General features: G+C 66.1%; 15 protein-coding genes. 6 read left to right on the top strand and 9 right to left on the bottom strand.

Translation table 11 applies throughout. The features are described from left to right. Window positions 1–157 precede the first annotated feature (157 nt). The 5 genes from metC to QDT69_RS06055 all read left to right on the top strand — a co-directional run bounded on the left by metC (window position 158) and on the right by QDT69_RS06055 (window position 5,959). On the top strand, window positions 158–1,354 hold the full coding sequence (gene metC / locus QDT69_RS06075) for a cystathionine beta-lyase (protein ID WP_279705732.1): 1,197 nt from the start codon (window positions 158–160) through the stop codon (window positions 1,352–1,354). A gap of 285 nt (window positions 1,355–1,639) precedes the next feature. Beyond that, entirely contained in the window at window positions 1,640–2,443 is an 804-nt protein-coding gene (gene cpaB / locus QDT69_RS06070) for a Flp pilus assembly protein CpaB (protein WP_279705731.1), read from the top strand. A 91-nt stretch (window positions 2,444–2,534) separates the two neighbouring features. Beyond that, complete coding sequence (locus tag QDT69_RS06065; RefSeq protein ID WP_279706175.1) at window positions 2,535–3,923, top strand: type II and III secretion system protein family protein; 1,389 nt, start codon at window positions 2,535–2,537, stop codon at window positions 3,921–3,923. Between the two features lie 33 nt (window positions 3,924–3,956). Next, window positions 3,957–4,694 carry a CpaD family pilus assembly protein gene (locus QDT69_RS06060; RefSeq protein ID WP_279705730.1) on the top strand — a complete coding sequence of 246 codons (738 nt, stop codon included), beginning with the start codon at window positions 3,957–3,959 and terminating at the stop codon, window positions 4,692–4,694. After that, entirely contained in the window at window positions 4,691–5,959 is a 1,269-nt protein-coding gene (locus QDT69_RS06055; RefSeq protein ID WP_279705729.1) for an AAA family ATPase, read from the top strand. The genes QDT69_RS06060 and QDT69_RS06055 overlap by 4 nt, the downstream gene beginning before the upstream one ends. Before the next feature lie 24 nt (window positions 5,960–5,983). On the opposite strand, the gene QDT69_RS06050 is transcribed toward QDT69_RS06055, so the two are convergent. Then, window positions 5,984–6,808: a tetratricopeptide repeat protein gene (locus QDT69_RS06050; RefSeq protein WP_279705728.1), complete on the bottom strand. Its 825-nt coding sequence runs from the start codon at window positions 6,806–6,808 to the stop codon at window positions 5,984–5,986. A gap of 139 nt (window positions 6,809–6,947) precedes the next feature. Next, on the bottom strand, window positions 6,948–7,193 hold the full coding sequence (locus tag QDT69_RS06045; protein WP_021079298.1) for a PilZ domain-containing protein: 246 nt from the start codon (window positions 7,191–7,193) through the stop codon (window positions 6,948–6,950). Window positions 7,194–7,527: 334 nt separating this feature from the next. Here QDT69_RS06045 and QDT69_RS06040 point away from each other — a divergent pair, with 334 nt between their 5' ends. Then, complete coding sequence (locus tag QDT69_RS06040) at window positions 7,528–9,210, top strand: Na/Pi cotransporter family protein (protein WP_279705727.1); 1,683 nt, start codon at window positions 7,528–7,530, stop codon at window positions 9,208–9,210. 21 nt (window positions 9,211–9,231) lie between these two features. On the opposite strand, the gene QDT69_RS06035 is transcribed toward QDT69_RS06040, so the two are convergent. The 7 genes from QDT69_RS06035 to QDT69_RS06005 form a co-directional block, all read right to left on the bottom strand. Further along, a complete protein-coding gene (locus QDT69_RS06035; RefSeq protein ID WP_279705726.1) occupies window positions 9,232–11,037 on the bottom strand; it encodes a M23 family metallopeptidase in 1,806 nt (601 codons plus the stop codon). Window positions 11,038–11,231: 194 nt separating this feature from the next. Further along, complete coding sequence (locus QDT69_RS06030) at window positions 11,232–11,570, bottom strand: lipid-A-disaccharide synthase N-terminal domain-containing protein (RefSeq protein ID WP_244065416.1); 339 nt, start codon at window positions 11,568–11,570, stop codon at window positions 11,232–11,234. Beyond that, the gene (locus QDT69_RS06025) at window positions 11,570–12,349 is read right to left on the bottom strand and encodes a glycosyltransferase family 2 protein (protein WP_279705725.1); all 780 of its coding nucleotides are present in this window, start codon (window positions 12,347–12,349) and stop codon (window positions 11,570–11,572) included. Before QDT69_RS06025 ends, QDT69_RS06030 begins: the two co-directional genes overlap by 1 nt. Before the next feature lie 69 nt (window positions 12,350–12,418). Then, window positions 12,419–13,264: a phosphatase PAP2 family protein gene (locus QDT69_RS06020; protein ID WP_279705724.1), complete on the bottom strand. Its 846-nt coding sequence runs from the start codon at window positions 13,262–13,264 to the stop codon at window positions 12,419–12,421. Window position 13,265: 1 nt separating this feature from the next. Next, window positions 13,266–14,930, bottom strand: a complete 1,665-nt coding sequence (locus QDT69_RS06015; protein ID WP_279705723.1) for a glycosyltransferase family 39 protein — start codon at window positions 14,928–14,930, stop codon at window positions 13,266–13,268. Between the two features lie 163 nt (window positions 14,931–15,093). Next, on the bottom strand, window positions 15,094–17,148 hold the full coding sequence (pbpC, locus tag QDT69_RS06010; RefSeq protein ID WP_279706174.1) for a penicillin-binding protein 1C: 2,055 nt from the start codon (window positions 17,146–17,148) through the stop codon (window positions 15,094–15,096). Between the two features lie 95 nt (window positions 17,149–17,243). Next, complete coding sequence (locus QDT69_RS06005; protein WP_279705722.1) at window positions 17,244–22,451, bottom strand: alpha-2-macroglobulin; 5,208 nt, start codon at window positions 22,449–22,451, stop codon at window positions 17,244–17,246. Between the last annotated feature and the right edge of the window lie 268 nt (window positions 22,452–22,719).

Here is a 22,719-nt window from a genome sequence, read left to right as displayed (position 1 = left end):
GACGGGTAGTTGCGCCGCATCACATAGCGACTGGCGAGCCGGGTCAAGGGGTTGACGCATGTCTTCTACCTCTTGTTAGTAGCAACTCCCGGCTTAGCCCCGTCTTCCCGACGGGTGCGGCTGTGGCAAAAAGTCTAAAGTCCAACGGCAGCGAACCATGACCTCCTCCGACGGCCCCACGCCCTCCCGCCCGCAAGATGCCGCGACCCGCTTGGTCACGGCCGGCCGCGACACCAAGGCCCAGAAGGGCTTCGTCAATCCGCCGGTGTTTCACGGCTCGACCGTGCTCTATCCGACCGCGGAGGCCCTGCACGCCCACCGCGCCGAATTTACCTACGGCCGTCACGGCAGCCCGACCACGCGGGCGCTGCAGGACGTGCTGATGGCGCTGGAAGGCCCGCAATGCGCCGGCGTCGGCCTCGCCCCGTCGGGACTGGCAGCGATCAGCACCACGCTGCTTGCCGTGCTGAAGGCCGGCGATCACCTGCTGGTCTGCGACAACGCCTATCGGCCGACCCGCAATTTCTGCGACAACATGCTGAAGCGCTACGGCATCGAGACCAGCTATTTCGATCCGCTGATCGGCGCCGGCATCGAGACGCTGTTCAAGCCGAATACCCGCGCAGTGCTGCTCGAGGCGCCCGGTTCGCAATCCTTCGAGATGCCCGATGTCCGCGCGATATCGGCGGTGGCGCATGCCCGCGGCGCGCTCGTGATCGACGACAACACCTGGGCGACCGCGCTCTATCACCGCTCGCTCGAACAGGGCGTCGACATCAGCATGCAGGCCGGCACAAAATATATCGGCGGCCACTCCGACATCATGTTCGGCACCATCGCGGCCAATGCGAAGGCCTGGCCGCTGGTTCAGGAGGCGATCCGCCTGCTCGGCATCTGTGCGGGTCCCGACGACGTCTATCTCGCGCTGCGCGGGGTCCGCACGCTGTCGGTGCGGCTTGCGCAGCACCATCGCTCCGGGCTCGAAATCGCGCGCTGGCTTGGCGCGCGGCCCGAGGTCGATCGGGTGCTGCACCCTGCCCTCGAGACCGATCCGGGGCACGCGATCTGGAAGCGCGACTTCACCGGCGCCTCCGGACTGTTCAGCGTCGTGCTGAAGCCGGTGCCGCAGACCGCGGTCGATGCGATGCTCGACGCGCTCCAGCTGTTCGGCATGGGCTTTTCCTGGGGCGGCTTCGAGAGCCTCGCCATCCCGTTCGACTGCAGCGACTATCGCACCGCGACCAAATGGTCGCCGGGCGGGCCGACGCTGCGGCTGCATATCGGGCTCGAAAATCTCGACGACCTCAAGGCCGATCTCGATCGCGGGTTTGCCGCGTTGAAGGCCGCGCTCTGATCGTGCCAGGCGACCTCGCGCGTTAGACGACATTAACCACGGCCGAGCGGCCGTGACGCCGTGTGGGAGCAGCGTCGTACACGTTGGGCGCGTACGATCTCCGGGATTCTGCGGAGATGCGACGGACACCGATAACTCGCCGTTCACCATCCCCACCAATCCCTTAATTGTCCGGACCTTCCATCAAGTTCCCTTATACTTTTGCGGCCGTAGTGATGCTCCGGGAAGGGCTGTCAGTGCCGCAAGGACGTGACTGCCCGGCGTTAAGGGCATTCAGACAATCGCATGAAGACGGCACGCATCGTGGTCCTCGGCATCGCCGGCGTCGCAGGCCTCGCGGCCATGTATCTCGCGAGCACCGGCGATCGCAAACCGGCGCCGGTCGCGCCGCCAGTGGTACAACTGCCGACCGTCGAGGTGCTGGTGGCGAAGTCCGACATCGGGCTTGGTCAGTCGGTCAAGGCTGAAGACGTGCAATGGCAGCGCTGGCCGGCCGAGACCGCCAGCAGCGCATTCATCCGCCAGGACGCCAATGCCGACGCCATGAAGGACGTCATCGGCTCGATCGCACGGGCTCCCTTCATCGTCGGCGAGCCGATCCGCGACCAGAAACTGGTCAAGGCCAACGGCAGCGGCTTCATGGCTGCGATCCTGCCCTCCGGCATGCGCGCGATCTCCACGGAAATCTCGCCGGAGACCGGCGCCGGCGGCTTCATCCTGCCGAACGACCGCGTCGATGTGATCCTGTCGCGACGCGACAAGAATCCCGATCAGGTGCAGGGCGGCCGCGACATCATCACCACCGAAATCCTGCTGTCCAATGTCCGCGTGCTGGCGATCGACCAGGCGCCGAAGGAGAAGGACGGCAACAACTCCCTCGTCGGCAAGACCGTGACCCTCGAGCTCAAGCCCGAACAGGCCGAGACGCTCGCGCGCGCCCGGCAGAGCGGCACGCTGGCGCTGGCGCTACGCAGCATCGCCGACGTCAACGAGAAGACCGACGAGACCAGCGATCATGCCCCGAAGCGGGGCGAGAGCATCAGGGTGGTGCGCTTCGGCATCCCGAGCTCTCAGACGACACAGAAGTGATGGGGGCTTCGATATGAACACGGATGCACAACAACTGGCGATGCGGACCACGCTGGTCCGCTCGTTGTCGATCTCGGCGGTCACCGCCCTGATGCTGATCCCTGCTCTCGCCAGCGCGACCGATCCGGACAAGAACGCGGATGTCGCGGTGACGAGCAGCATTGCCGCTAAGACGCGGTTCGTTTCGCTCGGCGTCGGCAAGTCGGTCGTGGTCGACCTGCCGCGCGAGGCCAAGGACGTTCTGGTCGCCGATCCCAAGATCGCCAACGCCGTGATCCGCTCGGCACAGCGCGCCTACATCATCGGCGCAGCGGTCGGCCAGACCAACGTGGTGTTCTTCGACGCCGACGGCAACCAAGTCGCCTCCTACGACATCGCGATCAAGCGCGATCTCAACGGCATGCGCGCCGCGCTGAAGCAGATGCTGCCGGGTGTGCAGATCGAGGGTGTCGGCGAGAGCGTGGTGCTGACCGGCACGGTGGCAAGCCCTGTCGAAGCCCAGCAGGCCGGCGACATCGCCGCCAAGCTCGTCGGCAGCCCCGACAAGGTCGTCAACTCCATCGTGGTGCGCGGCCGCGACCAGGTGATGCTGAAGGTCACCGTCGCTGAAGTGCGGCGCGACGTCGTCAAGCAGCTCGGCGTCGATCTCTCCGCCAACATGAACTACGGCACCGCAGCTGTGGTCTTCAACAACGCCAACCCTTTCACCGCCAACAACGGACCGCTCAACAGCAACGTGCTGGCCGGCGCGGCGCTGAACAAGCTCGGCGTGCCGACCGTTACTGCGACGCTGCGCGCGATGGAAAGCGCGGGCGTGGTCAAGACGCTGGCCGAGCCGAACCTCACGGCAATCTCCGGCGAGTCCGCAACCTTCGTGTCCGGCGGCGAATTCCCAATTCCGACCGGCGTGACCTGCCAGACCTCGAGCACGGGCACGATCGGCAATTGCGTCCAGACCGTCAGCTTCAAGAAGTTCGGCATCTCGCTCAACTTCACCCCGGTGGTGCTGTCCGAGGGACGCATCAGCCTGAAAGTGATGACCGAAGTGTCCGAAGTCTCGATGGACAACGCGCTGACCGGCGGCCAGGGCGGCACGACGATTCCCTCGATCAAGACCCGCCGCGCCGACACCACGCTGGAAGTGCCCTCCGGCGGCTCGATCGCGATGGCCGGATTGATCCAGGAGCAGACCAAGCAGGCCATCAATGGCATGCCCGGCGTCGATCAGATACCGGTCCTCGGACAGCTGTTCAGGAGCCAGGACTTCGTCAACAACGAGACCGAGCTCATGGTGATCGTGACGCCCTACGTGGTGCGCGCGGTTGCGCAGAAGGAACTGTCGCGTCCCGATGACGGCTTCGCCCCGGCTTCCGACGCACAGTCGGCACTGCTGGCGCGCGTCAATCGCATCTACGGCGTTGCCGCCCGTGCCGAGCCGATCGGCGCCACGCCGGTCAATTTCGGTTTCATCATCGACTGAGGCGCGGACCTGAAGGGGTTGGGGGATCCTATGATGACACGCAAAACACAAGCAGGTAACGCGAGGACGTTGTCGCTGTTCGGCGCGCTCGTCACCACGGCGATCGCGCTCGGCGGCTGCAATCTGACGGGCGATGTTGTTACCGGCACCGTGCCCGACGACTACCGGCAACGGCATCCGATCGCGGTCACCGAGGGCGAGCAATCGATCGTCGTGTTCGTCGGCCGCGCCCGTGGCAATCTCACCGAAACCCAGCGCGACGACGTCATGGGGCTCGCCCGCAGCTGGCGCCGCGAAGGCACCGGCGCGATCGCGGTCGACGTGCCCGCCGACACCGCGAACGCGCGCTCGGCTCAGGCGGTGTACCAGGAAATCCGCGGCGTCCTGGCGTCGATGGGCGTGCCCGCCCACGCCATCACCAGGCGCTCGTACCGCCTCGACGACCCGCGCGCGCTGCCGACCATCCGCCTCAGCTATCCGAAGATGGCCGCGGTCGCCGGGCCCTGCGGCGTGTGGCCGGCAGACCTTGGCCCGTCGATCTACAATCCGAGCTACAACGAGAACAAGCAGTGGGACAATTTCGGCTGCGCCACCCAGCGCAATCTGGCTGCGATGGTCGCCAATCCGTCCGACCTCGAACAGCCGCGGACCGAGACCGCATCCTACACCCCGCGCCGGTCGATCGCGTTCCAGAAATACAGCAAGGGTGAGACGACCGCGACCACCTACCCTGAAGCCGATAGAGCCAAGCTGAGCGACGCCGGGAAATGACCGAACAGCAAGACGAGCCACAGCACACCAACGACCACATCGCGCCGGCGCCGCGGATTTCCGTGCAGGCGTTCTGCGCCAGCGTCGCGACCGCCACCACGGCGCGCGCCGCCGCCGACGACCGCCGGCTCGCCAAGGCTCACCTCTCCGTCCATATGGGCGGCATCGCCGCGGCCATCGACGCCTATCACAAGGCGCCGACGCCCAATGTCATCATGCTGGAGACCGAGCCGGACACCGATTTGCTCGCCGCCCTCGACGAGCTCGCGACGGTCTGCGATCCCGGCACCCGCGTCGTCGTGCTCGGCGCGCCCGGCGAGACTGCGCCGTATCGCGAATTGGTACGGCGCGGCGTCAACGACTACGTGGTCGGGCCGGTCAAGGTGCTCGACGTCGTGCGCTCGATCTGCGGCCTGTTCTCGTCCTCCGAAGCGGTCTCGGTCGGCCGCCTGATCGCGGTCGCGGGCGCCAAGGGCGGCGTCGGCGCCTCGACCATTGCCCACAATGTCGCCTGGACCATCGCGCGCGACCTCGGGCTGGATTCGGTTGTCGTCGATCTCGATCTCGCCTTCGGCACCGCCGGCCTCGACTATAACCAGGATCCGGTACAGGGCATCGCCAACGCGGTGTTCTCACCGGAGCGTCCGGACAGCGCCTTCATGGAGCGCCTACTCGCAAAATGCGGCGATCACCTCAGCCTGCTGGCGGCGCCGGCCACGCTCGATCAGGTCTACGATTTCGGCGCCGAGGCATTCGATGCGATCTTCGATACGATGCGCATGACCATGTCCTGCATCGTGCTCGACGTTCCGCATCAGTGGACCGCCTGGACCAAGCGCGTGCTGGTCGGCGCCGACGATATCCTGATCGTTGCCGAACCCGACCTCGCCAACATGCGCAATACCAAGAACATGATGAACCTGCTCAAGGCCGCGCGTCCGAACGACCGGCCGCCGCTCTATTGCCTGAACCAGGTCGGCATGTCGAAGCGCCCCGAGATCGAGGTCAAGGACTTCGCCAAGACGATCGAGAGCCAGCCGATCGCGACCATCCCGTTCGATTGCAGGCTGTTCGGTGAAGCCGCCAATAACGGCCAGATGATTGCGGAAGTCTGCGCACGCCATCGCACCACAAAGACCTTCCTGCAGATCGCGCAACGCCTGACCGGCCGTCCTGATCTTGCCGAGGCGCGCGAATCGTTCCTGTCGCCGATCCTCAAGAAGCTACAGCCGCGCCGCAGCGATGGACGCCGCGCCGCGGGCTAACCCGAATCTGAGGCGCTGACTGGCCTAGTCGCGGCGGCTGGCCGCGACCGGGATCTTGTCGGTATCGGTGCGGCTCGCGTCCCTGCGCGCCAACAGCCGCTTCAAGACGGCAACATTGGCTGAGCCCTGCTCCGGCGGCAGATCGGCCTTCATGATGGTTTCCGCCTCGGCCTGGCGGCCCTCCAGGCCGACCACGACGGCGAGATTGGTGCGTACCCGCATGTCGCCAGGTGCGCGCTCCCGGGCGCGGCGCAGCGTCTCCTCGGCCTTCGGCAGGTCTTTCGACAGCAGGTAGGACAGGCCGAGATTGGAGAGCACCGAGGCATCATCAGGCACGATCTTGAGGGCGCTGGCATAATATTGGCGCGCCTCGTCGTGGCGCTCGAGCTGGTCGAGCACGGCGCCTTGCGCCGACAGGATCCGCCAGTCCGGGTCTTCCGGCGTGTGGGCGCGCCCGAGCACGTCGAATGCCTGCTGGAAATTACCGTTGTCTGCGAGCGCCCGTCCGTAGCCGGCGAGCAGCGCCTTGTTGCTGGGCTGCGCCAGCACTGCCTGCTCCATGACGGCGACCGCCTGCGCCCGCTGGCCGGTGGTGCGGAGCGCCCGGGCGTATTTCAGCGCGGCATCGGTGTCTTTCGGGTTGGCGCGGACCCGCTCGTGATAGGTCGCGATGTCGCGCCGGGGGTCGGCGGGAGCCGGCGTGGCCTCCGCGGTATCGCCCAGTGACCCAGTGATATCGGACGGACCCGAGGTCTGACAGGCGGACAGCCCGATCAGCAGTATCGCGGCGGATACCGAGCCGGCAAGACGATGCATGCGGCCGGAAGGTCGGGTTAGTTTCTCAGACATCAATGAGACTCGGAACAGCGAAGGTTCCGGGATGCTCACAGCTTAACCCTAAGTTCCGGTTAAGGATGCCATCATCTCGCCGTCATCCGGCCCAGAAGCGCGGCTGCCCGCCTTGGCGGGCGCCAGCCTGGTGGCAAGGTCAGTCGACGAACTGGGCGCCGAACTCGTGCCCGATCCGCCAAGCCAAACGGCACTGACGCGGACTGCCGCTCGACAGGATGATGGTGAATTCCGGCGGTATCTCGAGATATTCGGCGATCACCTTGACGCCGCCGGCCGAGATGTCGGTGATCATGCAGTCGCGCGGCAACGACCCTGTGCCCAATTGAATTTTGGCGACGCTCCGGCACTCACGGCGTTCGCTCTTGCGGCGATTGACAAACATCCTGATCCCCAAGCCTTGCTGGACAGCTTCTCGTTTCCACCTTCATAGCGGGGAAAGATTGGGAACTGCCTAGCGGAACACATCGCAATTGAACGGTCATCTCTAGGATTCATTTACCGGGCGCGACCCGGTCGCCGTCCGATCTGAGCCAAGGGGGCGCACGTGGTTTGAGGCTGTCCCGGCCCCGGAGCAGTCCGCCACAATTGACGGAACATTTCGTTGCAACCCCTTCCCTCGCTTCGGTTCCAACCGGAACAGAAAGGGGTTGATCGCGGGTCAATTGGCTCTATAGCGTGAACCCTTCGACTCGAATTTGCCGGGATATCCACGACGTATGGGAAGTCTTGTTCTGCTTGATCTGATGGGGGGCGTCGCGCTCCTGCTGTGGGGCCTGCACATGGTCCATAGCGGGATCCTGCGAGCCTTCGGGCCCGATTTGCGGCTGTTGCTGGCGAGAGCGCTGCGCAACCGGTTCACCGCCCTTGGCGCCGGGTTCGGCCTGACCGCCCTGCTCCAGAGCTCGACCGCGACCGCCCTGATCACCAGTTCCTTCGCCGCCGAGGAGATCGTCAGCCTGGTGCCGGCGCTTGCGATCATGCTTGGCGCCAATATCGGCACCACGCTGATCGTGCAGGTGCTGTCGTTCAACGTCGCGGCGGTGGCACCGGTGCTGTTCATTGTCGGCCTCGTCGCATTCCGCAGCGGGCCACGCTCCCGGATCAAGGACCTCGGCCGCGTCTCGATCGGCCTCGGCCTGATGTTGCTCGCGCTGCATATCCTGCTCGATACGATGGCGCCGGCCGAGAATGCCCCGGGCGTGCGCGTGTTCCTGAACGCGATCACCGGCGATCCCGTGCTCTGCATCCTGATCGGCGCGGTCGTGACCTGGCTGGTCCATTCCAGCGTCGCGAGCGTGCTGCTGGTGATGTCGCTGGCCTATTCCCAGTTCATCTCCCCCTATGCCGCTTTTGCGCTGGTGCTCGGAGCCAACCTCGGCAGCGCCGTCAATCCGTTGCTGGAGGGCGCGCGACGCGACAATCCGGCGAGCTACCGACTGCCGGTCGGCAACCTCGTCAACCGTGTCGTCGGCATCCTGCTGGTAGCGCCGTTCCTGCGCCCGATCACCGAGACCATCTATACCTGGCAACCCGATCTCGCCAAGGCGACTGCGCTGTTCCACATTGCCTTCAACGTTGCGACCGCGCTGCTGTTCATCGGCGTGCTCGACCACATGGCGCGTCTGCTCGAGCGCCTGTTGCCGAAGCGGGCGCAGGAGACCGATCCGTCACGGCCGCGCTATCTCGACGAGAGCGCGCTGGAGACGCCTTCGCTCGCGCTGGCCGATGCCGCGCGCGAGGTGCTGCATATGGGCGACCACACCGAAGCGATGTTGCGCAAGGTGATGGCGGCGATGATGACCAATGATCGCGCTTTGGTCGACCAGGTGTCGAAGATGGACAACACCGTCGACCGGCTGAACGAGGCGATCAAGCTCTACGTCACCAAGCTCACCCGCGGCAGCCTCGATGAACGTGAGGGTCACCGCGCCATGGAGATCGTCGCGTTCGCGATCAATCTCGAGCATATCGGCGACATCATCGACAAGAACCTGAGCGAGCTTGCGACCAAGAAGATCAAGCATCGCCTGCAATTCTCTGCTGAAGGCGCCGAAGAATTGTCGGCATTCCATAAACGCACGATCGACTCGCTGCGGATCGCTTTCGGTGTGTTCATGTCGGGCGATGCAAGCGAGGCGCGCCGGCTGCTCACCGAGAAGGCCGCGTTGCGCGCGGCCGAGCTCGCCGCCGTTGAACGCCATCTGGAGCGGCTGCGCGAAGGCCGGCCCGAGACCATCGAGACCACTTCGCTGCACCTCGACGTGCTGCGCGACCTTCGCCGCATCCATTCGCACATCTGCTCGGTCGCCTATCCCGTGCTCGACGCCGCCGGTGAGACCTCGGCCGATCGCCAGAATGCGGTGGAGGCAGCCGAACTTCCGGCGCCCGGGCGGCTCTGATCAACCGGGCTGCGGCCTGCGCTACGTCGGCGGCCGGTGTGCGGAGCCACGCTGCGGCCGCGAAAATGCGGATGCGGCAGCGAGCTGGTTGATACTGTCGCGCTGCCGGTCGAAGGCGCCAAGGAGATCCCCTTGCAGCACCCGGCCGCCTGACAGTTTCATCCGCAGCGGATCGACGTTGCGGCCGTTGATCCGCACCTCGTAATAGAGATGCGGTCCGGTCGAGAGCCCGGTCGATCCGACATAGGCAATCGTCTCGCCCTGACGAACGCGGTCGCCGACCTTCAGCCCGGACGGAACGCCCGCGATATGGGCGTAGGTGGTCTCATAGCCGCGATCGTGACGCACGCGGATATATTTCCCGTATCCGGGTTCAAACCCTTCGGTCTCGACCACGCCGGCGCCTGCCGCCGCAATCGGCGAACCATAGGGAGCTGCAAAATCGACGCCCTCATGGAAGCGGCGGTCGCCAAGGATCGGATGAATGCGCCAGCCGAAACCGTCGCCGAGCCGCCCGCTGACGACCGGCTTGCGCAAGAGAAACTTGGTGATGGACTGGCCATCCTCATCGTAGAAATCGGAGCTGCCATCGTCCGGCGCCGTGAAGCGATAGTAGCGGCGGGTCTGCCCGCCGGCGGTCAAGTCGATGAAGACCAGCTCCGGCTGGCCAATGTCGTTGGGAGCATAGATGATCTCGGCCACATCGCTGTCGCCGAGCGGTTCCTCGAGATCGAAATCGCGGCCACACAGCCGCATCAGTTCAGCGACGATCCCCTCGTCGACGTGATTGGAACGCGCAAGCGCGTTGAGGGCGTCACTTAGCGTCTCGCCGGGCACGGAGTGCGTGTCGATCGACTCGCGTAGCGAGCTCTCGCTCCGCGAGGCGACGTCCGGCTGTTCCGGCGCGATCGCCTGGTATTGGCCGCTATCGGTGCGACCGACGGCAGCCACAGTGGAGTCTGCCCGTTCGATCGATACTTTCGCGACTTGGGCGCGTGACGAAGCAGTATCTCCGCTCTGCTCAACGATCGTGATTTTCTCGCCGCCGGACAGCGTCGCTTGACCGCCTGGCGACGGGAAAGCGGCTAGGATCGCCGGCGCATCTTTCGCAGCCGCGGCAAGCGCGCGCAGAATGGCCGACAGCGTGTCACCAGCTCTCGCGATGATGACATGCCGATGGTGATGCGGCGCCGAAGGAGACTTCGGAAGGCTGGTGACGTTGACAGCTTCACCGATAGGAGCAGGCGAATGTGGCGCGCCTTCATCGGCCGCATAGGCGCTGGTGCGACCGGGCAGCGCACGGCGTGACGGACCTGCCCGTATGATGGCCGGCAACTCCGACAGCAATTGCGAATTCGCGCGCTGCTCGTCCTTGCCATCTTCCGGAACCTCGCGACGATGCTCCTGTTGCGGTTCGGGATCGATCTCCGCGAGCCGCGCCGACACGCGGGTAAAGCGACGGACCGAGCCGGCATCGCTCAATTGCTCGATCTTGAGCGCCGAGGGATCGCCTTGCTGGCCGGGCCTCCGATCCAGGCGATCGCCGCGCCGCGCCTCGTCGACCACCTGCCCTGCGAAGCGCGGAAGCGAAACGACGGGCGATGCTGCGAATCGGGCGCGATAGCCGAATGCGCCGCGAAGCGCGCCACCAAGCAGCGCGACGGCCGCGGCGCCAATCAGAACCGTCCCCGCCATCCAGCGGATACTGACGGCACGCCGGTCCGGCAAACCGCGCTCGCCGGTCAGCGGCGGCTCGTCGAGCAATGCGACCTCACTGGCACGCGACAGATAACCACCCGCTTTGGTCGGTTCGCCACGGCTGGTCATCGACGGCCCTCATCCCTCGGCGCATGGACTCGGGATGCCACGCCCACGACAAGCCGTAGATGCCATGCGCCTTGGGGCGATTGTTTGACCGTCGTTCGGATTCGCATGGCTGTCGCGCCGAGCGCGAAGCTGGAATCTGTCGAGATTGGCGAGGAGGCCCGGCATACCGCTCGCCGCGCGGACGGCCGCGAGGGTCAGTTGTCCAGCGTCTTTGACGCGCGTCCGCGGTTCTTCACGATCAGCATGATGTTGCGGATATAGATCAGGGTGGCGAGGCCCTGCCCGATGATGATGACGGGTTCACGTTTGGCGAGCCCGTAGACCAGCGTCATCAGACCGCCGCCCATCGAGAAGAACCAGAACGCCATCGGCACCACGCTCTGGCCGGCGCGCTCGCTGGAAATCCACTGCACGAGAAAGCGCGCAGTGAAGAACAATTGCGCGATGAGGCCGAACGCCAGCCAAAAATCGAACTTGGCGATGAACACGTCGTAGAGATAGGCGCTCAGCGCCTGGCCGTACTGAATCAGCATCACTTCACCTCGGTGACACCCGTCACTTCAGTGACGTCCGTCACCTCCGTGACGAGCGGCGTCGGTTTCTTGCGGCGGATCAGCCACCACACGCCGGCCAGATCCATGATCCCGATCCAGAGCCGGTCGAAAAATCCATAATTCGACACGCCGGAATGGCGCGGGCGGTCGACGACGTCGACATAGGCAATTGCGAAGCCCTCACGGCGGACCAGCGCCGGAAGGAAACGATGCAGCCCGTCGAAATAGGGCATCGTCAGAAACACTTCGCGCGGAAACGCCTTCAGGCCGCAGCCGGTGTCGCGGGTGCCATCGCGCAGAATGATACCGCGCACTGCATTGGCGATGCGCGATTGCAGCTTCTTGAAACCGGTATCCTTGCGCCCGACCCGCTGGCCTGCGGCGAGGCCGACCCGGCCGTTGCCGCTCTCGATCGCCGCGATCAGGTTGGGCAGGAAGGCCGGATCGTTCTGGCCGTCCCCGTCGAGTGTTGCCACGATGGCACCGCGCGCGGCGCGAACGCCACTGCGCACGGCCGCCGACTGCCCCGAGGAGACCGCGTGGCGGAGTTGCCGGAGGTTGGGCCGCTGCGTCATGATCGCGCTCAACCGTTCGCCGGTGGCGTCGGTCGAGCCGTCATTGACGTAAACGATTTCGTAGACCCAGCGTCCGTCGAGCGCCGCCGCGATCTCGGCGATCAGCGGCGCGATATTATCCGCCTCGTTGCGCACAGGCACGACGATGGAAACGGCGACCGGCGTCTGGTCGGAAACAGGCAATTCGACACTCGTGGTTGATGTGGGGTTCGCGGCTGGAACCCGCCCGATCCGGCCGCCGGGCGACCGCTTTTATGGGGCGAAGGCGCTCCCCGCAACCCTTTTGAGGCGCTCTTCCGACGGTCCCGGCAGGGCCACGACCGTACCATCGCGATCAATGGCGAAACCAAGGCGGCGGGCGGCGAACCAATAGCGCACGGCCATTGCGCCGATTACGCCGACGGCCGCGCCGGCCACCACGTCGCTCGGATGATGGGCCAGCAGCACCAGCCGCGTCGCCATGATGATCAGCGCATAGACCAGCATCGCGCCCCGTGCGCGCGGCCAGACTGCCGAAACGGCGAACGCCAGTGCGAATGCCGTGATCGAATGTCCCGACGGAAAGCTCGAATAGGCCTCAGTGCCCGCGAAGTGCTGGAAGTTGAAGGCGTTGGCCTTGCCGCCGACGAACGGCCGGCCGCGGCCGACCACCCACTTGATCACCTCACCGACCGCTACCGACAGCGCGACCGACAGGAACAGGCATTGCAGCCTCGTCCCAAGGCCGAGCACGGTCGCGCGCGGCACACTGCGCAGCGCAGGCGCCGTCAACGCGACAACAATCAGCAGCGCACCCAACGCGCTCAGCACGTACTCGTCCTTGCCGAAATCGGTGAGTATCTTCACCCACCAGAGGCTCGGCGTGCCGCGTGGCGGCATCAGGCTGATCTCGGCGACATCGACCGCATACATCAGCGTGATGATCACGGCACCGACGATGACGACGAGCAGCAGCACATGGCGCGCGGAGCGTCGCGCCGCCTCGGCCCGGCGCGAATGCGACGGTGCTTGCACGAGCTGCGCGAAGGATAGCCAGACCAGCGTCAGCAATCGTCCGAAATAGTTGGCGGATTCCGGGTTGGCTGGCGGCGCCGGCATGTCACTCCGTCCCTTCGGAACGGAAGATCGCAATCGAGACCGCCTTGCCCTGCGAGATGTTGTAACCCTCGATCCGTACCGGCGCGTTGTAGCGCAGGCCGATCGCCTCGGCGCGCTGCACGAAGGCGCGCTCGGAACGCTGTTCGACCAGCGCGAAGCGGCAGGAGCCCTGCCCCAGGAAATCGGCGGCGCCCGATCCGTCGGTGAGCAGCGTCGAGGTGTCGGTCATGAACACGAGGCTCGGCTCGTGGAAGCCGGCGGCCGCCGCCTTCGGACCGACGCAGGTCACGTTGCGCAAGGCGCGCGCCACCTCCTGGCTCGGAAACACGGTGATGAGCCGGGGCAGCACCACGCCATAGGTCGCGCCCGCCATCAGCGCCGCGGCGATCACCGCGTTGAGCAGCGAGCGCTCGGCGCGGCTGTCCTCGAACATCCACCACGCGATCAGGCCGAACACCATCGCGACGGCAAACAGCGGCCAGGCCGGAAACACCGGCTGATGGATCGCCTTGATGGCGCCGACGATCACCAGCACCGCGCCGAACGCGGGAATCGCGAACCACCAGGCGGCACCGCGCAACAGCCAGGGGGAGCGCGACAGCACGCGCCGCTCAAGGGCGCCCACGGTCAGGATCGCGATCGCCGGATAGAGCGGCAGCACGTAATGCGGCAGCTTGGTCAGAACCGCCTCGAACACGATCCACGACGGGACCAGCCAGGCCAGCAGAAACTGCGCGCCGGGTTCGCGTCGCGCACGCCAGACCGCGGGCGCCGCGAGGCCGGCCAGCGGCGCGCCGGGCCAGAACGTGATCCAGAACAGCAGCAGATAGAGCCCGGGCGGCGCGCCGTGGGATTCCTGTGCGCCGAGCTTGCTCAGCATGTCGCCGCCGACCGAGTCGGCAAAGAAGGTCTCTCCGGCGCGCAGGAAGATCAGGACAAACCACGGCAGCACCAGCACCAGGGTCCACATCAGGCCCCAGACCGGACGCATCCGCCAGAACCACGCCGCCGAGCGATCGAGTATCGCAAGGGCGGCCATCGCAAGGCCGACGAACATCAGGATCAACGGCCCCTTGAGCAGGATCCCGACCGCCAGCGCCGTCCAGAAGATCGCGGGCGGTCCCCATGATGGATGCGCCGGATCCTCACCGCGTTGCCAGGATAGATACACGCGCGCCATCGCGCCCATCGCCGCGGTGACCGTCAGCAGCAGCATGGCGTCGGTCTTGGCGAGCCGCGCCTCGACCCCAAGCAGCACGCAGCTTGCCATCATCAAGGCGGCCAGCACGGCCCCCCGTCGTGTCACGAACGCGAGCGCCGTCCAATAGGTCAGCAAAACGGCGCCGATGGCGCCGATCAGGGACGGCAGGCGGTAGACCCAGATGCGGACCTGGGCGCGCGGCACCCCGAGCGTGGAGATGGTCTTCAGCGCCGCCGCCTGCATCCAGTAGATGCCGACCGGCTTCTTGTAGCGGACGTCGTCCTGGAAGCGGATATCGACGAAATCGCCGCTCTCGACCATCTGCTTGGTCGCCTGGGCAAAGCGGACCTCGTCGCGGTCGACCGGCGGGATGGTGAAGAAGCCGGGCAGGAACAGCACCAGGCAGGTCAGCGTCAGGAACAGGATCGAACGCCATTGGCTGGCCGTTGCGAACTCGAACGCCATGAACAGCCTGCGGCTCGAATGCGCAGGTTTTACAAACTGTTGCCCTGCTCCGAAGCGCCGGGGTTGGAGGCCGTCCACCATGGGTTTCGCATACGATGAAACCGCAGCGCAAACAACCGTGCTGTTCCGCTTTCCAACCGTGCCGCTCCGCTTTCCTGCGCGATCATTGCACGCGGATCACAACGGTATCCGTGGCACCCGTGGCGTCGATCACGGTGAGCCGCGCGAAGCCTGGCCCGGGCGGGTCGATCAGGCGCTGGCGGCGGCTGTCGATGTCCCCGGCTGAGACACCATTGACGAGGACCGTCAGCGGCAGCACACCGCCGGCAACCTTGACCGGCAGCGGAGCATTACGGCCGCCCTCGGATTGATCGACATCGATGCGTGAGCCGTTGAGCGGGAACTGGATGTGCGGAGCCTGGTCGTTGCCGCTCCGAACCAGTTCGCCGAGTGGCCGGAAGCGGCGCAACGGCGGCGGCAGCTTCGCGTTGGAGGCAACCAGCACGCCCCGTGGCGGCTTCGGCAACGCCGCCGGAATTTTCCCGGTGCGCGCAAAGGCGTCGAACAGGATCGGCGCCGCCGCCGTGCGGCCGACCAGACCCGGCACCGGCGCGCCGTCCGGGCGGCCGACCCAGACGCCGATCGTAATGCGGCCGTCGAAGCCGACCGACCAGGCATCGCGATAGCCGTAGCTGGTGCCGGTCTTGAACGCGATCCGGTTATGCACGCCGTTCTCGGGTGGTGGCGTGCCGAGCAGGACATTGCCGACCTGCCAGGCCGCGGCCTGATCCATCAGCCGCATCGTGTCGCGGCTATCATTCTCCCGCATGATCTCGCGCAGCGGCCTGGTGACGCCGAGCCGCGCCAGGCCGGAATAGAGCTGGGCGAGATCCTGCAGCGTGATGCCGACGCCGCCGAGACCCATCGCAAGGCCCGGCGCCTCGTCCTTCGGCAGCACGAGACTGGTGCCGGCCTGCTTCAGCCGCGACGACAGCCGGCTCGCGCCGACCCGGTCGAGCAGTGCGATCGCGGGCACGTTCAGCGACAATTGCAGCGCCTTGCGGATCGGCACCGTGCCCTGGAACGTCATGTCGAAGTTTTCAGGCGCGTAGGTGCCGAAGCGGATCGGCCGATCCTCGATCAGGCTGTCGGGATGGACAAAGCCATCCTCGAAGGCGAGCCCATAGATGAACGGCTTCAATGTCGAGCCCGGCGAGCGCACTGCGCGCGTCATGTCGACCTGCCCGGCCCGCCGCTCGTCGAAATAATCGGCAGAGCCGACGCGCGCGAGCACGTCGCCCGTCGCATTGTCGACCACGACGATCGCGACCGAGACGTCAGGTCCGAGCGCGATGGCGCGGTCGCGCGCCAGCGCCTCCAGGTTCCGTTGCAGCGTCGCATCCAGCGTCAGCTTGATGACGGGAGCATCTTTCATTGTCGCGATCGCCTGATCGGACGAATGCGGCGCGAGGATCGGAATCTGCTTGCGCAGCTTAGGCACCGCCGTCGCCGTGGCCTGCGCGGAATCGTCCTTCGACACCACTCCGTCCTCGACCATGCGATCGAGCACACGGTCACGCGCGGCATGGGCGGCTTCGGGATAGCGATCGAGCCGCCGCCGCTCCGGCGATTGCGGCAAAGCTACCAGCAGCGCGGCTTCGGCGAGTGACAGCCGCTTCGGCTCCTTGCCGAAATAGGCGATCGAGGCGGCGCGCACGCCCTCGAGATTGCCGCCGAACGGCGCCAGCGCGAGGTAGAGATCGAGGATCTGATCCTTCGAGAGCTGCTGCTCCAGCTCGACCGCGCGCACCATCTGCCGCAGTTTTGCGTAGACCGAACGCTGGTGCCGCGGCTCGATCAGTCGCGCCAGCTGCATCGTGATGGTCGAACCGCCCGAGACGATATGGCCGCTCGTGAGCAGCTGGAATGCAGCGCGCGACAGCGCCAGCGGATCGATGCCATGATGCTCGTAGAAGCGCTTGTCCTCATAGGCGAACAGGAGCTTCAAATAGTCGGGATCGACCGCCGTCTTGGCCTCGACCGGCAGCCGCCAGCGTCCATCCGCCATCGCATAGGCGCGCAACAGTTTTCCGTTGCGGTCAACGACTGTTGTCGAGACCTGCTGCGCCTTGTCGAGCGGCAGCGGCCCGAGCGACACAACCCAAGCGGCGAAGGCGCCGGTGATCGCGACCAGCACGGCAACCATCGCGGCTGCCATGCGAAGCACCCACCGCCGGCGCCCCTCGCGTCCGGACTTGACGCCGGATGACGAGGAGAGCGTTAGGCCTTCGTCGCTGCTCATTCCACGATCGCTCATTTCGCCGGCTTCACCTCAACCGCACCGGTGCCGCTGCGGCCGTAGCGCGAGGGGTTGTACATGTCCTCGACATAGGCCTGCGGCAGCACGTATTTGCCCGGCGACACCGCGCGCACGACATAGGCAACCGTGAACACCGACTTGTCGTTGGCGCCGCGGTCGATCGCCGCGGTGAAGCGATCATCGCGGAACTCGGTGTTCTTCGGCTCGACACCATCCTCGATCCATTCGAGCCTGCCGGAATCGCCCGACGACACCAGGTTCGGGTTGTCGATCTCGAGCCCGGCCGGCAGGTAATCAGCAACCATGATGTGGCCGAATTCCGGTTTGGCTTCCGTCACCTTCAGGACAACCGCGAAGCGGTCGTTCTGTTTCGCCTTGGTGACATCGGCCGGCTTGCCGTCGAGCGTGAAATAGCTGCGCTCGATCTTGAAGCCGTTGGAGGCCGCGGGTTCCGGCGTCACCGGAGAGCCCGACACCGAGACCACCGCCTGCACCGGCGCATCGCCGGTGTTGGTGATCTTGAGCGGCTGGCCCGTCATCTCCTCGGCCTTGTAGCTGCGATAGACCGCGGTCTTGACGCCCTGTCCGTTGATGTCGAGCGCCAGCGTCTCCTTGGCGAGCGCGCGCGCCGCCAGCACCATCCACGCATTCTCCTGCGTCGAGGTGTAGGGCGACAACCCCCGCGCCGCTTCGACCCGCAAGACCGCCTGCGTCAGCGTGGTGCGCGGCGCATTGCCCTCGCCCGCGAGCGAAACCAGTGCTGCCGCATCGCGCAGCGCCGAGCCGTAATCGACCCGGCCGAACTCGATCACCGGTTTGGGGTTCAGCGCGTCGAGCGCAGCGCCATAGACCCGCTCCGCCCTCGCTCTATCGCCGACCAGCGCCAGCGCCGCGGCGAGCTGCGCCTTGGAGATCGGGGTCGCAAGGTTGTTCAGCTTGGTATCGGCGAGATAGCGCAGGTCGCCGATCGGCGCCGCACCGTTGCGCGCGAGCACGTAGAGGCCGTAGGCCAGATCGCGGCCGCCGTCCTTCTCCGGCTCGTTGGCGTTGACCACCGAGTTCCTGACCCGATCGAGCGCGCTCTTGAACAGCACGTCCGGCACCGCAAAGCCCTTTTCGCGGGCCCGGGTCAGGAAGTCCGTGACGTAAGCATCGAGCCAGGCATCATCGCCGCCCGCCGACCACAGGCCGAACGAGCCGTTGGAGCCTTGTCGCGCGAGGAGCCGCTCGATCGCATCGCGGATGCGCTGGTCGACTGCGGTGTCCATCGCCAGATGTGCGCCGACGGCGAGATCGTTGACATAGAGCAGCGGCAGCGCGCGGCTGGTGATCTGCTCGGAGCAGCCATAGGGGTAACGGTCGAGCGCCTTCAGGATGCTCGCCGCATCGAGTGCGGTCGACAGGCTCGCCGAGATCGAGACGCTGCCGGTGCCCGGCACGAGATCGGAGAACATGTCCGCGGTCAGCGTCAGGCTCTCGCCCTTTGCCAGCGTGCGGATCGAGCGGCGCGCCAGCACTTGCGTCGCCGGCTTGACGTCGAGCGCATAATGCCGCGCCAGCGTCAGCCCGTTCGGTCCCGTGATATCGACATCGAAATCGGCACGGCCTGCCCCGCCGGCCTCGAGGCCGAGCGACAGCGAGGTGCGTTGCTTGGCAGCAAGCTTCACCGTCGTGGTCGGATTGCCCGAGGCCTTGATCGGGCCGCTCGCCTTGACGCTCACGGCATAGTCGCCGGCGGCGCCTTCGACATTGTCGATATCCATGCTGATGGTGCCCTTGTCACCGGTCAGCAGGAAGCGCGGCAAGGTCGTGGTCACCACCACGGGATCGCGCACGGTCACGTCGACATTGGCGCGGCCGAGCTTGGTGGCGCTCCACGCCACCGCCATCACCCGCGCGGTGCCGGCGAATTCGGGGATGTCGAAGCTCACCTCGGCGGTCCCGTCGGAGCTGACCGTGACGATGCCGGAATACAGCGCCAGCGGCTTCTGGGTCGGCGGCGAGCCCTGCAGCTCGGCGCCGGCGGCGTCGCCGCCGCTGCGGATCTGGCCGCGGGTGCCCTGCATGCCGTCGATCAGCTGGCCGTAGAGGTCGCGGATTTCGGCGGTCAGGCGGCGCTGGCCGAGATAGTAGTCGTCCGGCGCCGGCGGCTTGTAGTTGGTGAGGTTGAGGATGCCGACATCGACCGCAGCCAGCACCACCTTGGCGTCCTCGCCGGGATTGAGCCCGCCGAGCTTGACCGGGATCTTCAGCGTCGAGCCGGGCCGCACCAACGCCGGCGGCGACAGCTCGACGGCTAGCGTGCGCGTCTTCTTGTCGATGCCGAACCATTTCAGCCCGATCGCGCGGCCCGGCATGCGCCCGGCGGCGGCATCAAGCGGACGGCGCAGCGTCGTCATCACATAGGCGCCGGTGCCCCAGTCCTTGCCGACCTGGAGCTTGACCTGCTGGGTGCCTTCCTTGACGTCGACGCTCTGCGTCGTCAGCAGGCGATCGCCGAGCACGTAGACCGTGAGCTTGCCGGCGGTGCGTGCATTGACCGACACCGTCATGGTGTCGCCGGACTGATATTCCGGCTTGTCGATTGAGGTTTCGAGCAGATCGGGCGTATCGGCGCTGCCGTCCGAATACCAGCCGACGTCGAACTGCACCGAGGTCACCGGGCCGTCGGCGTCGGTCGATTTCACATCGAGCCGGTAGCGGCCGGGCTGCGGTTGGAAAGTTAGCCGCATCGGCTTGTCGGCCGCGAGGTTGACGTCGCCATCGGACACGCGGCGGGTCGACTTGACCGGCTCATAGTTCCACGACGAATTCTGCCGGTACCATTGGTAGCGCGACTCCAGCTTCAACAGCTCGTAGCGCAGTCCGTTGCGCGGCAGCTGCTTGCCGTCGGGCGCGACGAACACGAGATCGAACTCGGCCTTATCGCCCTCGGCCACGCTCTTGTCGCCGAACAGCGGCTTGACGCCGATCAGCGATGCGCTGGGGGCCACCGGCAGCACGATCTTGCGCTCGACCGACCGACCGCCGCTCTCCGTCATGCGGATGAATATCTGGGCCTCCTGCGGCCGGGTCGAGGCCGGGACCTTGTCGAGCTTCACCGGGAAGGTCGCCGCGCCATTGGCATCGGCCTCCGGCAGATCCTCGATCGGGGTCCGCTCATTGCTTGCTGTCTGTTCGTCGTCGACACCGAACTGGTAGCCGGCATAGCCGGGCCGGCCGTTTGCCGCCGGTGCGACCAGCATGTCGCCCTCGAGCTGGAGGCCCGAGGCCGGCGCGCCATAGAGGAAATGGCCCGAGACCTGAAGTTCCACTGGAACTTCAGCTTTGATCACCTTCTCCTTGCTGGTCAGATCGAATTCGATCCGTTCGGGGATGTAATCCTCGACCATGAAGGTTGTCTCGCCGACCGACGAGCCCTTGGGGTCGGTAAAGACGCGGGCCCGCCAGGTGCCGGTCGGAACCGCAGAGTTGAGCGCCACCGCCAGCATCCGGCCGCCGGCGCCCTGGTCGGGCAGCACGGCGCGGCGGAATTCGACGCCGTCGGGGCGCTCGATCACCATGGTCAGCGGCGTCCCGGTCAGGGCGTTGCCCTGGCCGTCGCGCAGCAGCGCGGTCAAATAGACGGTCTCGTTGGTGCGGTAGACACCACGCTCGGCGTAGACGAAAGCATCCGCGCCAGCCGGGATCGCGCGGCCCGCAACGCCGCGATCGGTGAGGTCGAAGGCGTTGGTCTTGAGGCTCAGGAAGGCGTAGTCGGCCTTCTCACTCGTCACGGTCAGCAGCGCCGGCGACAGCCCGCCCTCGCCGCGCGCCAGCCCCTGCTCGAACAGCACGTGGCCGGCCGCATCGGTCTTGCGGATGGCCAGGATCTCGTTGTTACGAGCAACCAGCTTCACTTCGGCATTGGCGACCGGTTCGGTCGAGGCCAGCGAGTTGACGAAGACGTGGATACCGTCATTGCCGGAGAAGGCCGACAGGCCCATGTCCGAGACGATGAACCATTGCGTCGCCAGCGTGCCATCGTCGTCGGTGCCCGGGCCCTTGGCCGCGGCGGTCATCACATAGACACCGGGCTGCAGGTCGCCGAGCGCCTGGTCGACCGGAAATGCCGTGACCACGTCCTGGTTCAGCGTGGTCGCGGTCGCAAGCTCACCAGACCACACCTTGACGCCGCGCTGGCCGCCGAGATCGGAGAGCTGGTAGCGGCTCAGCGTGCTCTGGAAGTCGCTGTCGATCACCGTGTTGATCAGGTTGCGGTCGCCGATCCGGAACACGTCGACCGTGACTGCCGGCGTGTTGACGCTAACCACCGGGATACCGCGCTGGCCGGTTCGCGGCAGCACATAGGCCCGCCCTGTGAACCGCACGAACGGCTTGCGGTCGCGGACATAGATGTTGAACTCGGCCGATTTCGACAGGGTCTCCTTGACGGTCGACGGCAGACCGGCGCGCAGATTGATGTTGTAGCGCTCGCCGTGCTTCAACCCGTCGACGCAGAGCTGCTGGCCTTCCGCCGACAAGGCCGGCTTGTCGGTGCCGGCCAGTGCCAGGTACGGCGCGAAGTCGACGCGCTTGGCCAGCTCCTCAGAGAACTGGAAGCAGGCCCGCGGCGAGGCCGCATCCGAATCGACGGTATAGTCGAGCAGTCGGAAGCCGTGCTCGTCGCGCATCTTCTCATACTGGCCCCTGACATCGGCGACCTCACGCAGGTCGAGCGACAGCCGCAGCGCGTCGAGTGATGGCCGCCACAGCTTGCGCTCGGCGAGTGCCTTGCCGAGTACGGCCAGAGCGTCGGCCTCCTCCCCAGCGTTTCCGGCGCGCTGATAGGCGATGTAGGCGGCGGTGGAGGCACGCTCCATCAGGAAGGTTTGTTCGCTGGAGCTCGCCGACCGGATCTGGAACACGGTCTTGGCCAGCCGTAGCCAGTTGGCGCCGTCCTCGGGCGCGGTCGCCCCGATCTGGCCGAGGATCGTGAGCCCGCCGCGGAAATCATTGCGCTTGAAGGCGGCGTCGGCATCGGTGCGCAATGTCGCCGCGGATTTGTTGACCGCCCCCGCCTCGCTCTTGATCTGGGCTTCCAGCTTGATCGCGGAATCGGCGAGATCGTCGCGTTTGAAGGCCTTGTCCGCAGCCTGGGCGCTGACCATGCCGAGCGCCAGCGCGGCGCAAATTGCGGCGGCACGAACCAATCCGATCATGATGGAGCTCCTGAACGCCCCGCGGTCGAGCGCCGCGTTGGGGCTAAAAATGCGCGAAAAGGTGACGGAGTGAAGGCGCGGGCGTGAACGGACGAAAACGTCGCAGATCGCATTGCCGACATCCTTCGACAAGTCTCGGCGCCAGTGTCAAGCCAGCCCGGCGGACTGGTCAGGTCAACGCAGGGCGGGACCCCTGCTCGCCTTTGTCGTTCGCCCCCAGAAATCGGTTCGGACAGACTTGGCGGAAAGGCGGATTTTTCATATTGGC

The sequence above is a fragment of the Bradyrhizobium sp. CER78 genome, assembly GCF_029846235.1.
In the GTDB taxonomy this organism is placed as follows: Bacteria; Pseudomonadota; Alphaproteobacteria; order Rhizobiales; family Xanthobacteraceae; genus Bradyrhizobium.
Note: the sequence above shows the minus strand (reverse complement) of the source record. Positions and strands in the feature narration are given on the sequence as shown.

What these genes read in the sequence shown, in the direction of transcription:
- metC (WP_279705732.1), top strand. Translation starts at nt 158, where the DNA reads ATGACCTCCTCCGACGGCCCCACGCCCTCCCGCCCGCAAGATGCCGCG.
- cpaB (WP_279705731.1), top strand. Translation starts at nt 1,640, where the DNA reads ATGAAGACGGCACGCATCGTGGTCCTCGGCATCGCCGGCGTCGCAGGC.
- QDT69_RS06065 (WP_279706175.1), top strand. Translation starts at nt 2,535, where the DNA reads ATGCTGATCCCTGCTCTCGCCAGCGCGACCGATCCGGACAAGAACGCG.
- QDT69_RS06060 (WP_279705730.1), top strand. Translation starts at nt 3,957, where the DNA reads ATGACACGCAAAACACAAGCAGGTAACGCGAGGACGTTGTCGCTGTTC.
- QDT69_RS06055 (WP_279705729.1), top strand. Translation starts at nt 4,691, where the DNA reads ATGACCGAACAGCAAGACGAGCCACAGCACACCAACGACCACATCGCG.
- QDT69_RS06050 (WP_279705728.1), bottom strand. Translation starts at nt 6,808, where the DNA reads ATGTCTGAGAAACTAACCCGACCTTCCGGCCGCATGCATCGTCTTGCC.
- QDT69_RS06045 (WP_021079298.1), bottom strand. Translation starts at nt 7,193, where the DNA reads ATGTTTGTCAATCGCCGCAAGAGCGAACGCCGTGAGTGCCGGAGCGTC.
- QDT69_RS06040 (WP_279705727.1), top strand. Translation starts at nt 7,528, where the DNA reads ATGGGAAGTCTTGTTCTGCTTGATCTGATGGGGGGCGTCGCGCTCCTG.
- QDT69_RS06035 (WP_279705726.1), bottom strand. Translation starts at nt 11,037, where the DNA reads ATGACCAGCCGTGGCGAACCGACCAAAGCGGGTGGTTATCTGTCGCGT.
- QDT69_RS06030 (WP_244065416.1), bottom strand. Translation starts at nt 11,570, where the DNA reads ATGCTGATTCAGTACGGCCAGGCGCTGAGCGCCTATCTCTACGACGTG.
- QDT69_RS06020 (WP_279705724.1), bottom strand. Translation starts at nt 13,264, where the DNA reads ATGCCGGCGCCGCCAGCCAACCCGGAATCCGCCAACTATTTCGGACGA.
- QDT69_RS06015 (WP_279705723.1), bottom strand. Translation starts at nt 14,930, where the DNA reads ATGGCGTTCGAGTTCGCAACGGCCAGCCAATGGCGTTCGATCCTGTTC.
- pbpC (WP_279706174.1), bottom strand. Translation starts at nt 17,148, where the DNA reads ATGGCAGCCGCGATGGTTGCCGTGCTGGTCGCGATCACCGGCGCCTTC.
- QDT69_RS06005 (WP_279705722.1), bottom strand. Translation starts at nt 22,451, where the DNA reads ATGATCGGATTGGTTCGTGCCGCCGCAATTTGCGCCGCGCTGGCGCTC.